Source organism: Xanthobacter flavus (assembly GCF_017875275.1).
Taxonomy (GTDB): Bacteria; Pseudomonadota; Alphaproteobacteria; order Rhizobiales; family Xanthobacteraceae; genus Xanthobacter; species Xanthobacter flavus_A.
Window position 1 is genome coordinate 1,770,760 of sequence record NZ_JAGGML010000001.1, and the last position, 16,505, is coordinate 1,787,264.

17 protein-coding genes are annotated in these 16,505 nt (G+C 66.3%); 10 read left to right on the forward strand and 7 right to left on the reverse strand.

All coding sequences use genetic code 11. The annotated features are described in order from the left end of the window. The first annotated feature begins 1 nt into the window (after position 1). From J2126_RS08600 to J2126_RS08615, 4 genes are all read left to right on the forward strand, one after another. Positions 2-553, forward strand: coding sequence for an RBBP9/YdeN family alpha/beta hydrolase (locus J2126_RS08600; protein ID WP_209485710.1), 552 nt, complete (start codon positions 2-4; stop codon positions 551-553). A 159-nt stretch (positions 554-712) separates the two neighbouring features. After that, positions 713-1,405 carry a hypothetical protein gene (locus tag J2126_RS08605; RefSeq protein WP_209485712.1) on the forward strand — a complete coding sequence of 231 codons (693 nt, stop codon included), beginning with the start codon at positions 713-715 and terminating at the stop codon, positions 1,403-1,405. A gap of 162 nt (positions 1,406-1,567) precedes the next feature. After that, positions 1,568-2,521 carry a ribose-phosphate pyrophosphokinase gene (locus J2126_RS08610; protein ID WP_168457536.1) on the forward strand — a complete coding sequence of 318 codons (954 nt, stop codon included), beginning with the start codon at positions 1,568-1,570 and terminating at the stop codon, positions 2,519-2,521. A gap of 63 nt (positions 2,522-2,584) precedes the next feature. Beyond that, positions 2,585-3,016: a hypothetical protein gene (locus J2126_RS08615; RefSeq protein WP_209485714.1), complete on the forward strand. Its 432-nt coding sequence runs from the start codon at positions 2,585-2,587 to the stop codon at positions 3,014-3,016. Between the two features lie 13 nt (positions 3,017-3,029). Here the strand turns inward: J2126_RS08615 and J2126_RS08620 are convergent, their stop codons facing one another. Both J2126_RS08620 and J2126_RS08625 read right to left on the reverse strand, forming a co-directional pair. Continuing rightward, entirely contained in the window at positions 3,030-3,812 is a 783-nt protein-coding gene (locus J2126_RS08620; RefSeq protein WP_348634264.1) for a phosphatase PAP2 family protein, read from the reverse strand. 105 nt (positions 3,813-3,917) lie between these two features. Continuing rightward, positions 3,918-4,811: a branched-chain amino acid aminotransferase gene (locus tag J2126_RS08625; protein ID WP_209485716.1), complete on the reverse strand. Its 894-nt coding sequence runs from the start codon at positions 4,809-4,811 to the stop codon at positions 3,918-3,920. A gap of 208 nt (positions 4,812-5,019) precedes the next feature. On the opposite strand from J2126_RS08625, the gene J2126_RS08630 reads away from it, so the two are divergent. The 4 genes from J2126_RS08630 (at position 5,020) to J2126_RS08645 (ending at position 8,694) form a co-directional block, all read left to right on the forward strand. Next, positions 5,020-5,580 (forward strand): MarR family winged helix-turn-helix transcriptional regulator, encoded by a 561-nt coding sequence (locus J2126_RS08630; protein WP_209485718.1) that lies wholly within the window; start codon positions 5,020-5,022, stop codon positions 5,578-5,580. 90 nt (positions 5,581-5,670) lie between these two features. Next, positions 5,671-6,384, forward strand: coding sequence for a response regulator (locus J2126_RS08635; RefSeq protein ID WP_209485719.1), 714 nt, complete (start codon positions 5,671-5,673; stop codon positions 6,382-6,384). A 41-nt stretch (positions 6,385-6,425) separates the two neighbouring features. Then, positions 6,426-7,775 (forward strand): ATP-binding protein, encoded by a 1,350-nt coding sequence (locus J2126_RS08640; RefSeq protein WP_209489986.1) that lies wholly within the window; start codon positions 6,426-6,428, stop codon positions 7,773-7,775. Positions 7,776-7,842: 67 nt separating this feature from the next. After that, the gene (locus tag J2126_RS08645; protein WP_209485721.1) at positions 7,843-8,694 is read left to right on the forward strand and encodes a tRNA nucleotidyltransferase; all 852 of its coding nucleotides are present in this window, start codon (positions 7,843-7,845) and stop codon (positions 8,692-8,694) included. A gap of 3 nt (positions 8,695-8,697) precedes the next feature. Here J2126_RS08645 and J2126_RS08650 read toward each other — a convergent pair whose 3' ends face one another. Continuing rightward, the gene (locus J2126_RS08650) at positions 8,698-9,057 is read right to left on the reverse strand and encodes a tRNA-binding protein (RefSeq protein WP_209485723.1); all 360 of its coding nucleotides are present in this window, start codon (positions 9,055-9,057) and stop codon (positions 8,698-8,700) included. 143 nt (positions 9,058-9,200) lie between these two features. Between J2126_RS08650 and J2126_RS25765 the strand changes: the two genes are divergently transcribed. Continuing rightward, positions 9,201-10,010: a hypothetical protein gene (locus J2126_RS25765; protein WP_209485725.1), complete on the forward strand. Its 810-nt coding sequence runs from the start codon at positions 9,201-9,203 to the stop codon at positions 10,008-10,010. A 147-nt stretch (positions 10,011-10,157) separates the two neighbouring features. Here the strand turns inward: J2126_RS25765 and J2126_RS08660 are convergent, their stop codons facing one another. The 4 genes from J2126_RS08660 to J2126_RS08675 all read right to left on the reverse strand — a co-directional run bounded on the left by J2126_RS08660 (position 10,158) and on the right by J2126_RS08675 (position 14,395). Next, a complete protein-coding gene (locus J2126_RS08660; protein WP_209485727.1) occupies positions 10,158-10,328 on the reverse strand; it encodes a hypothetical protein in 171 nt (56 codons plus the stop codon). A gap of 163 nt (positions 10,329-10,491) precedes the next feature. Beyond that, complete coding sequence (locus tag J2126_RS08665) at positions 10,492-11,517, reverse strand: serine/threonine-protein kinase (protein WP_209485729.1); 1,026 nt, start codon at positions 11,515-11,517, stop codon at positions 10,492-10,494. Between the two features lie 547 nt (positions 11,518-12,064). Further along, on the reverse strand, positions 12,065-13,363 hold the full coding sequence (locus tag J2126_RS08670) for an ATP-dependent DNA helicase (protein ID WP_209485731.1): 1,299 nt from the start codon (positions 13,361-13,363) through the stop codon (positions 12,065-12,067). A 30-nt stretch (positions 13,364-13,393) separates the two neighbouring features. Further along, entirely contained in the window at positions 13,394-14,395 is a 1,002-nt protein-coding gene (locus J2126_RS08675) for an adenosine kinase (protein WP_209485733.1), read from the reverse strand. Between the two features lie 340 nt (positions 14,396-14,735). Here J2126_RS08675 and glmM point away from each other — a divergent pair, with 340 nt between their 5' ends. Further along, positions 14,736-16,079, forward strand: a complete 1,344-nt coding sequence (glmM, locus tag J2126_RS08680) for a phosphoglucosamine mutase (protein WP_209485735.1) — start codon at positions 14,736-14,738, stop codon at positions 16,077-16,079. The last annotated feature ends 426 nt before the right edge of the window (positions 16,080-16,505 follow it).

Here is a 16,505-nt window from a genome sequence, read left to right on the forward strand (position 1 = left end):
GATGAAATCCTCCGACGCCGTTCTGCTCATCGTCCCCGGCTGGCAGGGCTCCGGTCCCGACCATTGGCAGAGCCGGTGGGAGCGCAGCCTCTCCGCCGCCCGGCGCGTGATGCAGGCCGACTGGGACCGGCCCGATCCCGTCGAGTGGCCGCGGCGGCTCGCAGATGCGGTGGCGGCGGCGGAGAAGCCGGTGGTGGTCATCGCCCATTCCCTCGGCGTGCCGACGCTGGTCCACGCGGTGCCACTGCTGCCCGCCGGCAAGGTGCGGGCGGCCTTCCTCGTCGCTCCGCCCGACCTCGATCGGGCGGATATCGCCCCCGTCATCGCCGGCTTCGCCCCGGTGCCGACCGCGCCACTTCCCTTCCCGTCCGTGTTGATCGCGAGCCGCACGGACCCATACTGCGACTACCGCCGGGCCGAAGGCTTCGCGCTCGACTGGGGCGCGGCCATCGTCGATGCGGGGGACGCCGGGCACCTCAATGCCGAGGCGGGCTATGGGCCGTGGCCGGAGGGCTCGGTGCGCCTGCTCGGCCTTCTCCAGTCGCTGGATTGAGGTGGACGCGCGTTTAACGAGGCATCAACCACGCCGTGCGCCCGGCCCTGGCCTCGCGCAAATTCCTGCAACCGTTAACCGCACCTTAACCGTTTTTCTGGACCCGACCGCCATTTCCCGCTACCCCATTGGGCAACAAGCTCAACGCCGGGAACCGTCATGCGGGTATCAGAGGCAGGGGTCGCGGACGCAGCAGCCGAACGCGCGGAGGTTTCCCGCGCCGAACGCCGCTTCATCTCACCGCTGCGCCTTGCCGGGCTCGCTTTGTGCCTCGCCCTCGGCGCCTGCCAGACTGATGGCTCGGGCATGGCCAGCGCGGGCGGTGGCGGCGCGGTCGCCTTCGACAGCATCGATGGCCCGCCCCAGGCCACCTTCGAGAAGCTGGTGGGCCAGCTCAATTCCGAGGCCGAGACCCGGCGGGTGGCGGTTGCCTCCCGGTCCAGCGGCGCTGCCTACCGGGTGAAGGGCTATCTCGCCATGCACGTCCAGAAGGGCACCGCCACGGTGGCCTATGCCTGGGATGTCTACGACCGCAACCAGAACCGCGTTGCCAGGCTTTCCGGCGAGGAGCCGGCCGGACGGGTGAAAGGCAAGGTCTCGGACGGCTGGGCCGCGTGCGACGACAAGGTGCTCGCCCGCATCGCCGACAAGTCCATGGCCAGCCTCGCCGAAACCCTCGGCGTCGGCGGAACGGCGCCCGCGCCCGCCCCTGCAGTGGCAGCTGCCGCCGCGCCCGTCGCGCAGGAGGAGAAACCGGCCCCGGCCGAGCCCGCCGTCCGGCCCGATCCCGCCGGCGTTCCGGTTGCCGCGCTTCAAGCGCCGGGCCAGGCCCTCAGCTACGCCGCGAACTGACCGGCGGCGCGACTTCCCGGCAACAGCCCCGCGGGACGCACCGTGGCCCCGACTTCCTCCGCGCCGTGGCCCTTTACAACATTGTGACGGCCCGCCTATCAGAGCCGGAACAAGTCTTGTTCCAGACCCTTCGATCAGGCCCGGTGCCGGGCGGAGCGTCCAATGTCAGCGGAGAACGGTCCCATGAAGCTCGTCGCGGGCAATTCCAACCGCGCGCTCGCGGAAGCCATCGCCGCGTATCTGGCGACGCCGCTGACCAAGGCCGTGGTGCGCCGCTTCGCGGATATGGAGATTTTCGTCGAGATCCAGGAGAACGTGCGCGGGCAGGACGTGTTCGTGCTGCAGTCCACCTCGTTCCCGACCAACGACCACCTGATGGAGCTGCTGATCATCATCGACGCGCTGCGCCGGGCCTCGGCCAAGCGCATCACGGCGGTGCTCCCCTATTTCGGCTACGCCCGGCAGGATCGCAAACCCGGCCCGCGCACGCCCATCTCGGCGAAGCTGGTGGCCAACCTCATCACCCACGCCGGCGCCGACCGCGTGATGACGCTGGACCTGCACGCCGGGCAGATCCAGGGCTTCTTCGATATCCCCACCGACAACCTCTATTCCGCCCCGGTGATGGTGCGGGACATCAAGGAACGGTTCGACACCTCCAACGTCATGGTTGTGTCGCCGGACGTGGGCGGCGTGGTGCGCGCCCGCGCGCTCGCCAAGCGCATCGACGCTCAGCTCGCCATCGTCGACAAGCGCCGCGAGCGCCCCGGCGAGAGCGAGGTGATGAACGTCATCGGCAATGTGGAAGGCCGCTCCTGCATCCTCGTCGACGACATCGTCGATTCGGGCGGAACCCTGGTGAACGCCGCCGATGCACTGCTCGCCCGCGGCGCCAAGGAAGTCACCGCCTACATCACCCATGGCGTGCTCTCCGGCGGCGCCGTGGCGCGCGTTACCGCCTCCAAGCTCAAGGAACTGGTGATCACCGATTCCATCCTGCCGACCGAGGCCGTGCGGGTGGCGCGCAATATCCGCGTCGTCTCCATCGCCACCCTGATCGGCGAGGCCATCGCCCGCACGGCGCACGAGGAATCGGTCTCCAGCCTGTTCGACTGAGGCGAATCCTTTTCAGCTGATCGCAAAAGTTGTATTTTGCCCCTCCGAACCGTTGGGGGCAGAATGGATCGTCTTTTCAAGATTCTGGATCTGCCGGCGAAGATCATAGGCGTCGCAACGGTCGTCTATATCGCCTTGTTGTATCTCGCGCCCGGCGTGGTCGCGGCGGGGCTTGCCCGCTGGGCGGCCTACACGCAGCAAGCGGTCTATGCCTATTACGAGGTGGGGACGGACGACAGCGTGACCAATCAAGATGGCCGGCTCTATCTCACGCGGACCGGGCCGCGCGGCTATGTCGACCTGCATCCGGGCGACCGCCTCCTGGCGGCAGATCAGGTGAATCTGCGCCTCGAGCCCACAGCCTCCAGCGCCGTTTTCCGCCTTCTCAACGGCGGCGAATGCGTCATGGTGATCGGGGCGCCGGTCAATTCCGTCCCTGTCACCAATGCAAAATCGGGCGGCTATCTCAAAGTCGCACCGGTACGCTGTAACTGACGATTGGCGAGGGTCAGGCGCCTCCGCCGCTGCTCGTCTCGCCCTCAACCTCGCCCTTGCGCTGTAACCAGAGCATCGTGAGCCAGCAGGTGGAGGCCCAGGCGGCCCCGAGCGCCCAGCCGCCGACCACGTCGGTGGGCCAGTGCACGCCGAGATAGATGCGGCTGATGCCGACGATGACGGTGACGAAGGTCGCCCCGCCCAGCAGGAACAGCTTCACCCGCGTGCGCTTCTGCGTGCGGGCAAGGAGGGCGGCGAGGGTCAGGTAGACCACCGCTGCCAGCATGGCGTGGCCGGAGGGAAAGCTCTGGGAATAGACAGACATGCCGTGGGGCACGAGGTCGGGGCGCGGCCGGTCGAAGCCCCATTTCAAGCCTTGCGACAGCAGGGTGCCGCCCGCAACCGACACCGCGACGAGTAGCGCCGCATGGCGCTTGCGGGTGAGGATGAGAAAAAAGATCACCGCCAGCGTCAGCAAAGTGAGCACGCTGGTGCCGCCCATCGCGGTGATGTCCCGCATCATCTCCTCCACCCACGGCGGACCGAGGGGATCGGACGGATCGGCAGGATTGCGCAGCGCAATGAGGATGCCCCGGTCGAGACTGCCGGGCGGGCCTTCCGTCACCTCGTCCGCGACGACGAGAAACAGATAGAAGGCAAAGGCGATGAAGCCGACCACGACCAGGGTCGCCCGCTCCATGGTGCTCACCGAGGCGAGCAGCGGACCGACGACGGGAAGGGCTTCGAGACGCCGAAGGCCGCGCTTCAGCAAAGAGGGTGGGGCTATGTCGCTCACCGGGCAAGGTTTGGCCGGAGCGGGCGCGGGCGTCAACTCCCCTAAAGGAAAGGGCGGCGCCGATGCCAGCGCCGCCCCTTTGTCACATTCAAGCTCTCAGGCCGCTCAGGCCGCCTGCTGCTTTGGGCGCACCTCGGCGGAATAAGAATCCATCAGCTGATGCGTGATGCCCGAGGGGGCGAAGGTCCAGTCGGCGATGGCGCCGACCGGGGTCACCTCGGCCGCCGTGCCGGTGATGAAGCATTCCGAGAAATCGGCCAGCTCTTCCGGCTTGATGTGGCGCTCGATCACCTCGATGCCGTGGCGACGGGCGATGTCGATCACCGTGCGGCGGGTGATGCCGTCGAGGAAGCAGTCCGGGGTCGGGGTGTAGATCACGCCGTCCTTGACGAAGAACACGTTGGCGCCGGTGCACTCGGCCACGAAGCCGCGATAGTCCAGCATCAGCGCATCGGCGTAGCCGCGACGCTCGGCCCGGTGCTTGGAGATGGTGCAGATCATGTACAGGCCGGCAGCCTTGGCCCGGCAGGGGATCGTCGCCGGGTCGGGGCGACGCCACTCGGACAGGTCGAGGCGCAGGCCCTTGATGCGCTGCTCGGGATCGAAATAGCTCGGCCACTCCCACACGCCGATGGCGAGGTGGATGGTGTTCTTCTGGGCGGCGACGCCCATCATCTCGCTGCCACGCCAGGCGACGGGACGGACGTAGGCGTCGATGAGGCCGTTCTTCTCGAGCGTCGCCTTCTTGGCGGCGTCGATCTCGCCGATGGTGTAGGGGATGGTGAAGTCCAGCATCTCGGCCGACAGGCGCAGCCGCTCGGAATGCTCGGAGGTCTTGAAGATTTCGCCGCCATAGGCGCGCTCACCCTCGAACACCGTGCTGCCGTAGTGCAGGCCGTGCGAGAGCACGTGCAGCTTGGCATCGGCCCACGGCACGAAGACGCCGTCGTACCAGATCCAGCCGTCGCGTTGGTCGAAGGGGACACCCTGAGCGCTCATCTTCTCAACTCCTGTTCAGACCGCGTCGTGCGCGCGGCTTCCCCCCTGCATGACCGCAGCTTTCCAGCGGTCCCGCATGGGGATATCTTTACGCCTGCTTGGAAAGCCGGCAAAGCCGCGAAACGATCGATCGGGCGGGGCAACACTCGCGACCGATCCTTTCGTGGAACACGCTCTTTGGGTAACGATCAAAACGAAAAAAGTCAACATGACTGACATAAATTCCGCACTCGCCCTGACGGACGCCCCCAAGACCACCGCCGACGCCTCCTCTCCCGCCGTGGCCGAGGCCGCGCCGCTGGTGGATTTCGTCGAGCTCCTGTTCTTCGCCTATCGCGACTTCGTGGCCGACCCGGACGAGATCCTCGCGCCCATCGGCTTCGGGCGCGCGCACCATCGCGTGGTGCATTTCGTGAACCGGCATCCCGGGATGAGGGTCACTGACCTGCTCGACATCCTGCGCATCACCAAGCAGAGCCTCGGCCGGGTGTTGCGGGAACTGGTGGACGAAGGCTTCGTGGAGAGCCGGGCGGGCGCCTCCGATCGCCGCCAGCGGCTGCTCTTTCCCACCCCCAAGGGCGAGGCACTGGCGCGACAGTTCGTGGCGCTGCAGAGCCGGCGCATCGAGGCCGCGCTGGAGGCCGGCGGACCGGAGGGGCGTGATACCGTGCGGCGCTTTCTTCTCGCCATGATCGACCCGGAGGATCGCATGCCCGTGGAGCGACTGATCGAGCGGGCGGACCGCGCGGCGCGGGCGCGGCGCGGGTGAGCGCATTCGGCTCCGCTCCCTCAATGCCCGCACGGCCGCCGGAGAACGAGACCCAGATGACCCTTCGCGCTTTCCGGGAGGCCCCGCGCCATGGCTGAGGCCGCGCCCGTATCCGTCGCCGTCGCCGACGACGCCCCCCACCTGCTGGTGGTGGACGATGACAACCGCATCCGCACGCTCCTGTCGCGCTTCCTCACGGAGAACGGCTATCGCGTCAGCACCGCCGCCTCCGCCGCCGAGGCGCGGGCCCGGCTGGAGGGGCTCGCCTTCGACCTTCTGGTGCTCGACGTGATGATGCCAGGCGAGAGCGGGCTCGACCTCGCCCGCGACATCAGGCGCGGCTCGGCCGTGCCCATCCTCATGCTGACCGCCCGCTCGGAGACCGCCGACCGCATCACCGGCTTGGAGGCCGGGGTGGACGACTATCTCGCCAAGCCCTTCGAGCCGCGCGAGTTGCTGCTGCGCATCGGCTCCATCCTCAAGCGCGCCCTGCAGCCGCCGCAGAAGGCCATCGAGAGCGTGCGTTTCGGTGAGTTCGCCTTCCATCTGGAGCGCGGCGAGCTGACCCGAAACGGCGAGATCGTGCGGATCACCGAGCGCGAGCGCGACATGTTGCGGGCGCTGGCCGAGGCGCCGGGCGATACCGTGCAGCGCCTCGCCCTCGCCGGCGGCGGGGCGGCGAGCGAGCGCGCCGTGGACGTGCAGGTGAACCGCCTGCGCCGCAAGCTGGAGCGCGACCCCGCCAATCCCGTCTACCTGCAGACCGTGCGCGGCATCGGCTATCGGCTGGTGGTGACGCCTTGAGCGTGGCGGAGAGCCCTTCCGGCGCACGGCACTGGGCGAAGATGGTGCTCGTCCGGCTGCGCGACAGCACGAACGGCTTCGCCGCCTGGTTCAACCGGGTGACGCCCAAGGGGCTCTATCCGCGCTCGCTGCTCATCATCGTGACGCCGATGGTGATCCTCCAATCGGTGCTGGCCTTCGTGTTCATGGAGCGCCACTACAATGTGGTGACGCGCCGCCTCTCGGCCGCCGTCAGCCAGGACATTTCGGCCGTCGTATCGCTCTACGATCTCCTGCCCAGGACCAACGACCACATCGCCCTGCGCACCTTCGCCTCGCGCAACCTCTCGCTGAACGTGGCAGTCCTGCCGCCCACCGACCTGCCGCCGCCGGGGCCGAAGCCCTTCTTCTCGGTGCTGGACGCCGCGCTCTCCCGCGAGATCGGCCTCAGGCTGAAGCAGCCCTTCTGGCTCGACACCGTGGGCCGCTCCATGCTCATCGAGGTGCGGGTGAAGATGGATGACGCGGTGCTGCGCATCTTTGCGCCGCGCAATGCCGCCTATGCCTCCAATTCGCACATCTTCCTCTTGTGGATGGTGGGCACTTCGCTGGTGCTGCTGGCCGTCGCCATCCTGTTCCTGCGCAACCAGATCCGCCCCATCGAGAACCTCGCCGACGCCGCCGAGGCCTTCGGCAAGGGGCGGGACGTGGAAAATTTCCGGCCCCGCGGCGCCCGCGAGGTGCGGAGGGCGGCCATCGCCTTCCTGGAGATGAAGCGGCGCATCGAGCGGCAGATCGAACAGCGCACCACCATGCTCGCCGGCGTCTCCCACGACATGCGCACCATCCTCACCCGTTTCAAGCTGGAGCTGGCCTTCCTGCCCGAGGGTGAAAGCGAGGCCCTGAAGAAGGACGTGGACGAGCTTCAGGGCATGCTGGAAGCCTACCTCGCATTCGCCCGGGGCGACCCGGGCGAGCAGGCGGCGCTCACCGACATGGGCGAGTTGATCGAGGACCTGCGCCTCAACGCCGAGCGCGATGGCGCCACCGCCACTGCGAGCTTCATGGGGCCTCCGCTGGTGGAGGTGAAGGCCGACCAGCTCAAGCGCTGCATCGGCAACCTCGTGAACAACGCCGTGCGCCATGCCCGCTGCGTCGCCATCGCCGGGACGCGGGACGCGCGCTATCTCATCGTGACCGTGGACGACGACGGGCCCGGCATTCCCGAGGAGAAGCGCGAGGAGGTGTTCCGCCCCTTCCTGCGGCTGGATGATGCACGCAACCAGGATGCCGGCGGCTCGGGGCTTGGCCTCTCCATCGCCCGCGACATCGCCCGCGCCCATGGCGGCGACATCCAGCTTTCCGACAGCCCCATGGGCGGCCTCCGGGCGATTGTGCGCATCCCGGTCTAGCCCATTATTTATGCATGCCCGAAGCTTAGGCTTGCCCCTTTTCGCCGGCTGATGATCCACTGACGGGATGGACAAGCTGCCCCCGTCTTCGCCCTTCCAGCCCTCGGATTTCGCCGAAACCCATCCGGGCCTCTCGCTGCTCCGGCTCGCCGCGCTTCTGGCGGAAGGGAGCGAGGCGGATGAGGAGACGCTCGACATGATGTTCGAGCAGATGGAGGTGGGCGCGCTCGACGGGCTCGCCCCCGCCGACATCTGGGCGGAATTCTCCCGCGGGCTGATGGGCCCGCGGCCGGGCACCATGGTGAAAGCGCTGCGCGAATGCGGCGTGCTGGAACAGATCTTCCCCGAAATATCCGCGGTCTTCGGCGTGCCGCAGATCACCGACAGCACCGACGAGATCGACCTCGGGGCGCTCCTCGTCGCGGCGCTGGACGAAGCCGGCCGCCGGGCGGCGCCGCTGGAGGTGCGCGCGGCCCTGCTGCTGATGCACGCGGGAAAATCGGATTCCCCGCGCGAGCACCTGCCCGTCCACTATCGCCACATCGAGCGCGCCATCCCGCGCATCGCGGCCGCCTGCGACCGCTACGACGTGCCCGAGCGCTGCCGCGACCTCGCGCTGCTTGCGCTCCACGAATGCGAGCGGGTGCAGCGCGCCTCGCCGGTCCGCGCCGGACCGCTCGCCGCCATGCTCGACCGCACCGGTGCCTTCCGCGATCCCGATCTGTTCGAGGCGCTGATGCTGGTGGCCACCTGCAATTACTTCGGCCACGGCGGCCGCGCGGGCGAGACCCACCCCAAGGTGGACCTGCTGCGCGCCGCCCGCGACGCCTGCGCCGGCATCGAGGGAGACGACATCGCCGTCGCCCGCGCGCAAGCCATTGCGTCCGCATTCAAATCCGAGCGGTGGGCGGACGCCTGAGGCTCAGAACAGGCGGCCGCCGTCCGGCACCTTGAGGCTCGGCGAGATCAGCACCACCGCGCCGTTCTCGTCCGGGAAACCGAGGGTCAGCACCTGCGACATGAAGGGGCCGATCTGGCGGGGCGGGAAATTCACCACCGCCGCCACCTGCCGCCCCACCAGATCCTCCGGCGTGTAATGCACGGTGATCTGGGCCGACGACTTCTTCACGCCGATCTCCGGGCCGAAATCGATGGTCAGCTTGAAGGCGGGTTTCCGCGCCTGTGGAAAGGGTTCGGCGGACAGGATGGTGCCGACGCGGATGTCGACCTTCAGGAAATCGTCGAAAGTGATGAGGGGGGTGGCGGGGCTCTGGTCGGACATGGCGGCCTGCTGCTGTGGAGACCTGCTTATAGGCCATGGCCGGCCGCCCTCGCGAGCCCTGAAATACATGCGTCAGCTTGACAGTCGAGGGGTCGCAAAATAGGAAAACAGCGTTAACCATACCGGGGTGAGGGAGCGGACAAGTGACTTTCAGGACAGGATTTTTTGCCGGCTTCCTCGCCCTCTCGGCGCTCGGCGCCGCCCTGCCCGCCATGGCGCAGCAGGAGACGGCCTACGACCGGGTGGGGCGCTGGTCCATCACCGTCGTCAATGACGGCAACCGCTTCGGCTATTGCGCCGCCGACGTGGACAATGGGAAGGTGCAATTCCGCATCGGGACGGACGGAAAGTCTTGGCAGATCGGCGTGCCTTACTATGGCAACGTCTCTGGTCCCCTCGATGTCTATTACGGCTTCGGCGGCGCGGCGGAGATGGGCACCTTCCATGCGGAAGGGGACGGCTGGGCCTCCATGATGATCAACAATGATCAGCTCAACGCCTTCAGAACATTGCCAGAATTCTCGGTGAACCTGGACCGCGGGGAGCAGACCTTCAAGCTCGCCGGAGCCGCACAGGCCATCGACAAGGCCCGCGAGTGCGCGCGCAACAAGGGCCAGAAGGCCTCCCCGCCCCCGCCGGCCCCGCAGCAGAACGCGACCAACGGCAAGAATTGCCCGCCCTTCGGCACCGTCCGCTCGCAGAACAGCAAGGCACCGGTGAAGGTGATGTTCGTGAATCTCTCGAAGGTTCCGCTGAACATCATGTGGATCGACTTCAACGGCGAGTGGAAGAAATACCACACGCTGGCGCCCAATTCCAACGTCACCCAGTCCACCTTCGGCACCCATCCCTGGATTGCCGTGGACTCCCGCGGCACCTGCCACGGCGGCGTCATGTACGGCAACCCCGCCTCCCGCACGGAGGGGGATAACATGTTCCAGATCTGGGACTGAGGAGAGGCCGACGCGACCGCCCCGGCATGGCCTGACCGGCCCATGCCGGGGGTGTTTCACCGGGTTTCCGGTGGGGATATCGGCGGGGTTCGGGAGGCGGTTCGGGTGGGAGTCAGGGGAATGGGTGGCTGCGGCGGCCATTCTGCATTATAATACCATCAAAATCTCCGTGTGGCCTACGACGAGATCCGCTTCGATCCGGCGGTGCTGAGCGGCAACGAGACCCTGCTGCTGATAGCGGCGCGAGAGGGCATGGGCCTCGCCTTCCTGCCGCGGGTGATCGTGGAGGACGACCTCGCCGCCGGCACGCTGGAGCATCTCCTGCCCACCGCCCCCACCCCCTCCGCCCCCTCTACGCCATCTACCCCAACCGCACCCACCTGCCCGCCAAGGTGCGGACGTTCTGGATTTTCTGGTGGAGGAGGGGTGGTGAGGGACTCACGCCAAGAGGCCACGCCCGCACGACGGGAAAACCCGCCCCCTAAACAACAGATGTATTTGATATAATACTGTATAGATAGTTTTCGGCATCCCTAAAACTACCAAATCTGCGGGTATATATAGCCTTTTTTCGACCTGAACGCGTATATGTAACCTCAAAAGCATTCTTGAGAACCGAAATTGCGATAACCTCCTCGGCCCCATCGTATTCACACGCCCATGTAGATGGGTTTATGTATTTCCAGTCGCGAATGAGGCGAACTGCCTCAAGTGCATCCCTAAAATCCAGCGCGGAGGCATACCTTTTTATTGGATCCGGATTACAGGCTCTATTTATAATTTTCCTTATCTTATCCGGGACTCGTGGATGATATCCAATTTTCTTAATAAGTCCCCCGGACACCATCTTGGCTTGCCAATTAGATACCCCGCGAACTTGAGATCGCCAATCTCTAATCAGGCTCATTGCCCTGAAAAGAGTAAGCCCCGCCGCAAAAACGTCGGTCTTCGCATCAAATAAATACCTCGGCGCATAACACTCCGGTGCCAAATTGAAATTATAATTCAGTCCACTCGCCATATCTCCTGTAGACACGGCCATTGCGATTCCAAAATCTGTCAATTTTCCTCCGCCCCCCATCAAAATATTGGCAGGCTTAATATCTCTGTGAACGACATCGGAATGAACATGAGCTATGGCAAACAGTACATTTTTAATCGTAGAGAGCACATCCCCAATGGAGACGTTCAGCTTTATCGCATCCTCAAGACTTCCCCCATCCACATATTCCATTTCTATGATGAAATAATTATTACCAATCCCATCGTCCCAGAAAGATGCAGAGCGGACATTCACAATATGACCATGCTGAGAGATGGCCAATAACTTAGCCTCTATCGCAGCAGAGTCTTTATTCTTTCCGCTGATTGGAATGATTTTTACCGCGGAATTATACCCTAGTATCTTATTTTTACATAAATATACCGATCCAAAATGCCCCTTCCCTATCCTCTTTGACGCCTCGAACTGGCCAGCAACTACCGATCCCGTAAAATCTGACGTCATCACATAGCGCTCCACGCAGCAAGAGCAGCCGACCGCTCACTATTTGTCCAATTCGGAGCATGTACCCCAAAGACCAGATCAGCCGAGCTGTACTTGTCTCCATCCCAGACCGCACTTCTATTTTGGAAAAATTTCTTCGAGAAATTGGCGATTATAGCCTCCGAACACTTTCGGCCTGAGCTGATCGAAAGCAAGTTAAGAGCGCCGTACGGCATTATTAATCCAGCTATTTGATCTTGACTATTAGCATTCATTGTGAGCAGATATGCAACACTGTCAGGATTGTATAAATTTAATATACTTTCAAATAAATTATATGCGTTCCTCACAAATTGGGGCCGATCATCCAGCAACTGAAGCGGACGTCTGTCATGGGTAAAAACAGTCGGCGCGCTGCGGCTACCGTCAAGAACCACAAATCGCAGAATGCCCTTAGAGGAATGGAACCCGATTGAACGCATCGACGAATACCTGATTTTTCGCTGAGTGGGTAATCATGCCCCGATTCAACGTATGCGGGCAAGATGCCATACTCTTAGTGTCCCCCTCACCCCTCAAACCGCTCCACAAACTCCGCGACCCGTCGATCCACCCGCACATCCCGCCCGGTGATCGCCCGCACCAGCGAGAGCCCCTCCAGCGTCCGCGCGCGGGAGAGGGCCACATAGGCCTGTCCGGGGGCGAAGGCGCCGTCGGCGAAGTCGATGCGGACGTCGGTGAGGGTGAGGCCTTGGGCCTTGTGCATGGTGAGGGCCCAGGCGGGGGCCAGCGGAAGCTGGGTGTAGGTGCCCACCACCTGCGCCTCCAGCCGGCCGCCCGGCTCGTCCCAGCCGTAGCGGATGCGCTCCCAGGTGAAGGCCTCGATCTCCACGCTGGGGCCGGAATCGAGCTTCACCAACGCCGAATGGGGGCCGAGGCCGGTCACCGTGCCCACCGAGCCGTTCACCCAGCGGCGGGCGGGATCGTTGCGCAGGGCCATGACGCGGGCGCCGCGCTTCAGCACCAGCTTTTCCGCCACCGGCAGGCGGTCGCCCTCCAGCCCGAACTCGCCCTTGAGCAGGCCGGAGAATTCGCGCCCCTCATCGGAAAGGGAAGCAAGGCCGCGCGCGTTGTAGGCGTCGGCGCGGGCGTTGGTGGGGGTGAGGAGCACGGGGAGCGCGCCGTCGCGGTGGGGGCGCACGCAGGCGTCGTTCAGCGCCTCCGCCGCCTCGCGGGCGCCACGGCCCCGGCGCAGGGCGTCGAGCATGGCGATGAAGGCGCGGTCGGTCTGGCGGTGGACGAAGGTGAAGGGCACGCCCGTCACCTCCCGCCCGTCCAGCGCCTTGGCATGGAAGGCGAATGGCCCCTCGTAGCCCATGCGGCCGAGCATCTCCTGCTCGGCATAGGGCACCACGGGGGGCAGCTGGAGGAAATCGCCCACCAGCACCATCTGCACCCCGCCGAAGGGCTCGGACGTGTCGCGGGCGATGCGGAGCGAGATGTCCACCGCGTCGAGCAGGTCCGCCCGCACCATGGAAATCTCGTCGATCACCACCCGGTCGAGCTTCTTCAAGAGGCGCCGCACCTGCGCGCGGGGCTTCACCTCGTCCGGGTTCATGAGACGCGGCGGAATGCCGAAGAAGGAATGGATGGTCTGGCCGCCCGCCTGCAGCGCCGCGACGCCGGTGGGCGCCAGCACCACCTGCCGGCCGCGTGGGGCTTTCCTCAATTCGTGCAGGAAGGTGGTCTTGCCCGTGCCCGCGCCGCCCAGAACCATGATGAGCGGGGCCTTCGCCTCGATGGCGGCAAGCGCCCGCCCGGCGGCATCCGCGCCGGGGGCTTCGGTTGGCGCGGGCAGATCGCTCACGAAAGGAGACCGCTCACGAAAGGAGGCCTTTCAAGAGATAAGGCCTGCCTCGCGGGCGAGGTCGATAAGGGGGCGCTGGGGCCGCGCGCCCATCTGGCCGATGATCTCCCCCGCCGCCAGCGCGCCGAGGCGCAGGCTGGTGGCCGGGTCGAGCCCTCGGGTAGTGCCGGTGAGGAAGCCGGCGGCGAAGAGGTCGCCCGCGCCGGTGGTGTCCAGCACCCGCTCCACCGGATGGGCCGGCACGCTCACCACCGCCTCGCGGGTGACGAAGGAGGCGCCCTTCTCCGAGCGCGTCACCACCGCCTCCTTGGCATCCTTGCGCAAGGCGACGAGGGCGGCGTCGAAATCGGAGGTCTCGTAGAGCGACTTCAGCTCGCCCTCGTTGCAGAACACGAGGTCCACCGTGCCGGAGACGATGAGGTTCCTGAACTCGGCGCGGTAGCGGTCCACGCAGAAGGTATCGGAGAGGGAGAGCGCCACCTTGCGGCCGGCGCCATGGGCGATCTTCGCGGCGGCGAGGAAGGCCTCCTTCGCAGCCGGCGGGTCCCACAGATAGCCTTCGAGATAGGTGACGGAAGCGCTCTCCACCATGGCGGCGTCGATGTCGGCGGCGACGAGGTTCTGCGCGGCGCCGAGATAGGTGTTCATGGTGCGCTCGCCATCCGGCGTCACCAGGATGAGGCAGCGCGCGGTGGCCGGGCCGTCGGCGGCGGCAGGCGTGCCATAGGCGACGCCGGCGGCGCGGATGTCGTGGCCGAACACGGTGCCGAGCACGTCGTCCCTCACCTTGCCGATGAAGCCGGCCCTGCCGCCCAGCGAGGCGACGCCCGCCGCCGTGTTGGCGGCCGAGCCGCCGGACGCCTCGGTGCCCGGACCCATGGCGGCGTAGACGTCCTCCGCCCGTGTTTCGTCGATGAGCGCCATGCCGCCCTTGGCCATGCCGTTGGCGGAGAGGAAATCCTCCTCGGCGCGCGAGAGGACATCGACAATGGCGTTGCCGATGGCGAGGACGTCGAGGGCGCTGGTCGTCACGGGAAGGTCTCCGGAAGGTTCGGCGAGGGGTAGCATCCGCCTTGGTGCGGTGCAATCGCCGGGCCACCCTCAGCCCGCCGCCCCTTAACCTTTCCGCAAGGAATGCCCACCGCCCCGCCCGGCCCCGCGCCTTCGCACTTGCAACGGGGGCGCCCTTCTGAACAATTCGGACACGTCTGCTCACAGGGGCCTGATCGACCCACGGACGGGACGTTGCGTTGCGGAGCGTCACGAGACGTGATGCCGCCCGGCGCCGCGCGGATGCTAAAGGCAGGTTCGGCGGCCGCCGGTCGGGGCACGGCGCGCCGGGATAAAAGAGCTTCAGGCGACGAGAGGGACCATGTCGCGCAGGTATTTCGGAACGGACGGCGTGCGCGGGCGCGCCAATGCCTCGCTGACGGCGGATCTGGCGCTGCGGGTGGGCATGGCGGCCGGGCTGGTGTTCCAGCGCGGCGAGTACCGCCATCGCGTGGTGATCGGCAAGGATACGCGCCTGTCCGGCTACATGATCGAGAATGCGCTGGTGGCCGGCTTCACCTCGGTGGGCATGGACGTGCTGCTGCTCGGCCCCATGCCGACGCCGGCGGTGGGCATGCTCACCCGCTCCATGCGCGCCGACCTCGGGGTGATGATCTCGGCCTCGCACAATCCGTTCGACGACAACGGCATCAAGCTGTTCGGCCCGGACGGCTTCAAGCTCTCCGACGAGGTGGAGCGCGAGATCGAGGAGCTGATCGACGAGGATCTCGCCAAGCGCCTCGCCAAGCCCGCCGAAATCGGCCGCGCCCGGCGGCTGGAGGGCGTGCACGCCCGCTACATCGAATATGCCAAGCGCACCCTGCCGCGGAACCAGTCGTTCGAGGGCATCCGCGTGGTAGTGGACTGCGCCCATGGCGCCGGCTACCGCGTTGCCCCGGAGGCGCTGTGGGAGCTTGGCGCGGAAGTCATCGCCATCGGCGTCGAGCCGGACGGCATGAACATAAACCGGGACGTAGGCTCCACCTCCCCGGCAGCGCTGGCCGCCAAGGTGCGTGAAGTGCGCGCCGACATCGGCATCGCCCTCGACGGCGACGCCGACCGGGTGATGATCGTGGACGAGAAGGGCCACACGGTGGACGGCGACCAGCTGATGGCCGTCATCGCCGAGAGCTTCAAGGAGGACGGCCGCCTCGCCCGCGACGGCGTGGTGGCGACCGTCATGTCCAACCTCGGGCTGGAGCGCCACCTCGCCAGCGAGGGCATCACCCTCGCCCGCACCGGGGTGGGCGACCGCTACGTGCTGGAGCGCATGCGGGCGGACGGCTTCAATGTGGGCGGCGAGCAGTCCGGCCACATCATCCTGTCGGATTATTCCACCACCGGCGACGGCCTCGTCGCGGCGCTGCAGGTGCTGGCGGTGGTGGCGCGGCAGGGCAAGCCGGTGTCCGAGGTCTGCCACCGGTTCGATCCGCTGCCGCAGATCCTCAAGAACGTGCGCTATCGCGACGGCGCGCCGCTCGAGAACGAGAAGGTGAAGGTCGCCATCGCCGATGCCGAGCGCCGCCTCTCCAACCACGGCCGCCTGCTCATCCGCCCCTCGGGCACCGAGCCGGTGATCCGCGTGATGGGCGAAGGCGACGACCGCGAGCTGGTGGAAACCGTGGTGGACGAGGTGATCGACGCCCTCCAGCGCGCCGCCGCCTGAGCGGGGCGCGGTCTTCCGCAGCCGTCGCGCCCTCTGGCCGGACCGGAGGGCCCGGACCGCACCGTGACGCCGGTCCACCCCTCTCCTCCGTCATCGCCCGGCTCGTCCGGGCGATCCACGGTTGGGCCGGGATGGATTTGCAGACAGCCCGCAGGCCGATAGGTGGATCCCCCGGACAAGCCGGGGGATGACGGCACGAGTATGCGCTGCCACCTGAGCGGGGCGCGCTCTTCCGCAGCAGTCGTACTCCGGCCAGACCGGAGGGCCCCGGACCGCACCGCCCAGACAGCGTTACGACGCCGGAACACCCGCCCCCTCCTCCGTCATCGCCCGGCGCGTCCGGGCGATCCACGGTTGGGCCGGGATGGATTTGCAGACAGCCCGCAGGCCGAGGGGTGGATCCCCCGGACAAGCCGGGGGATGACG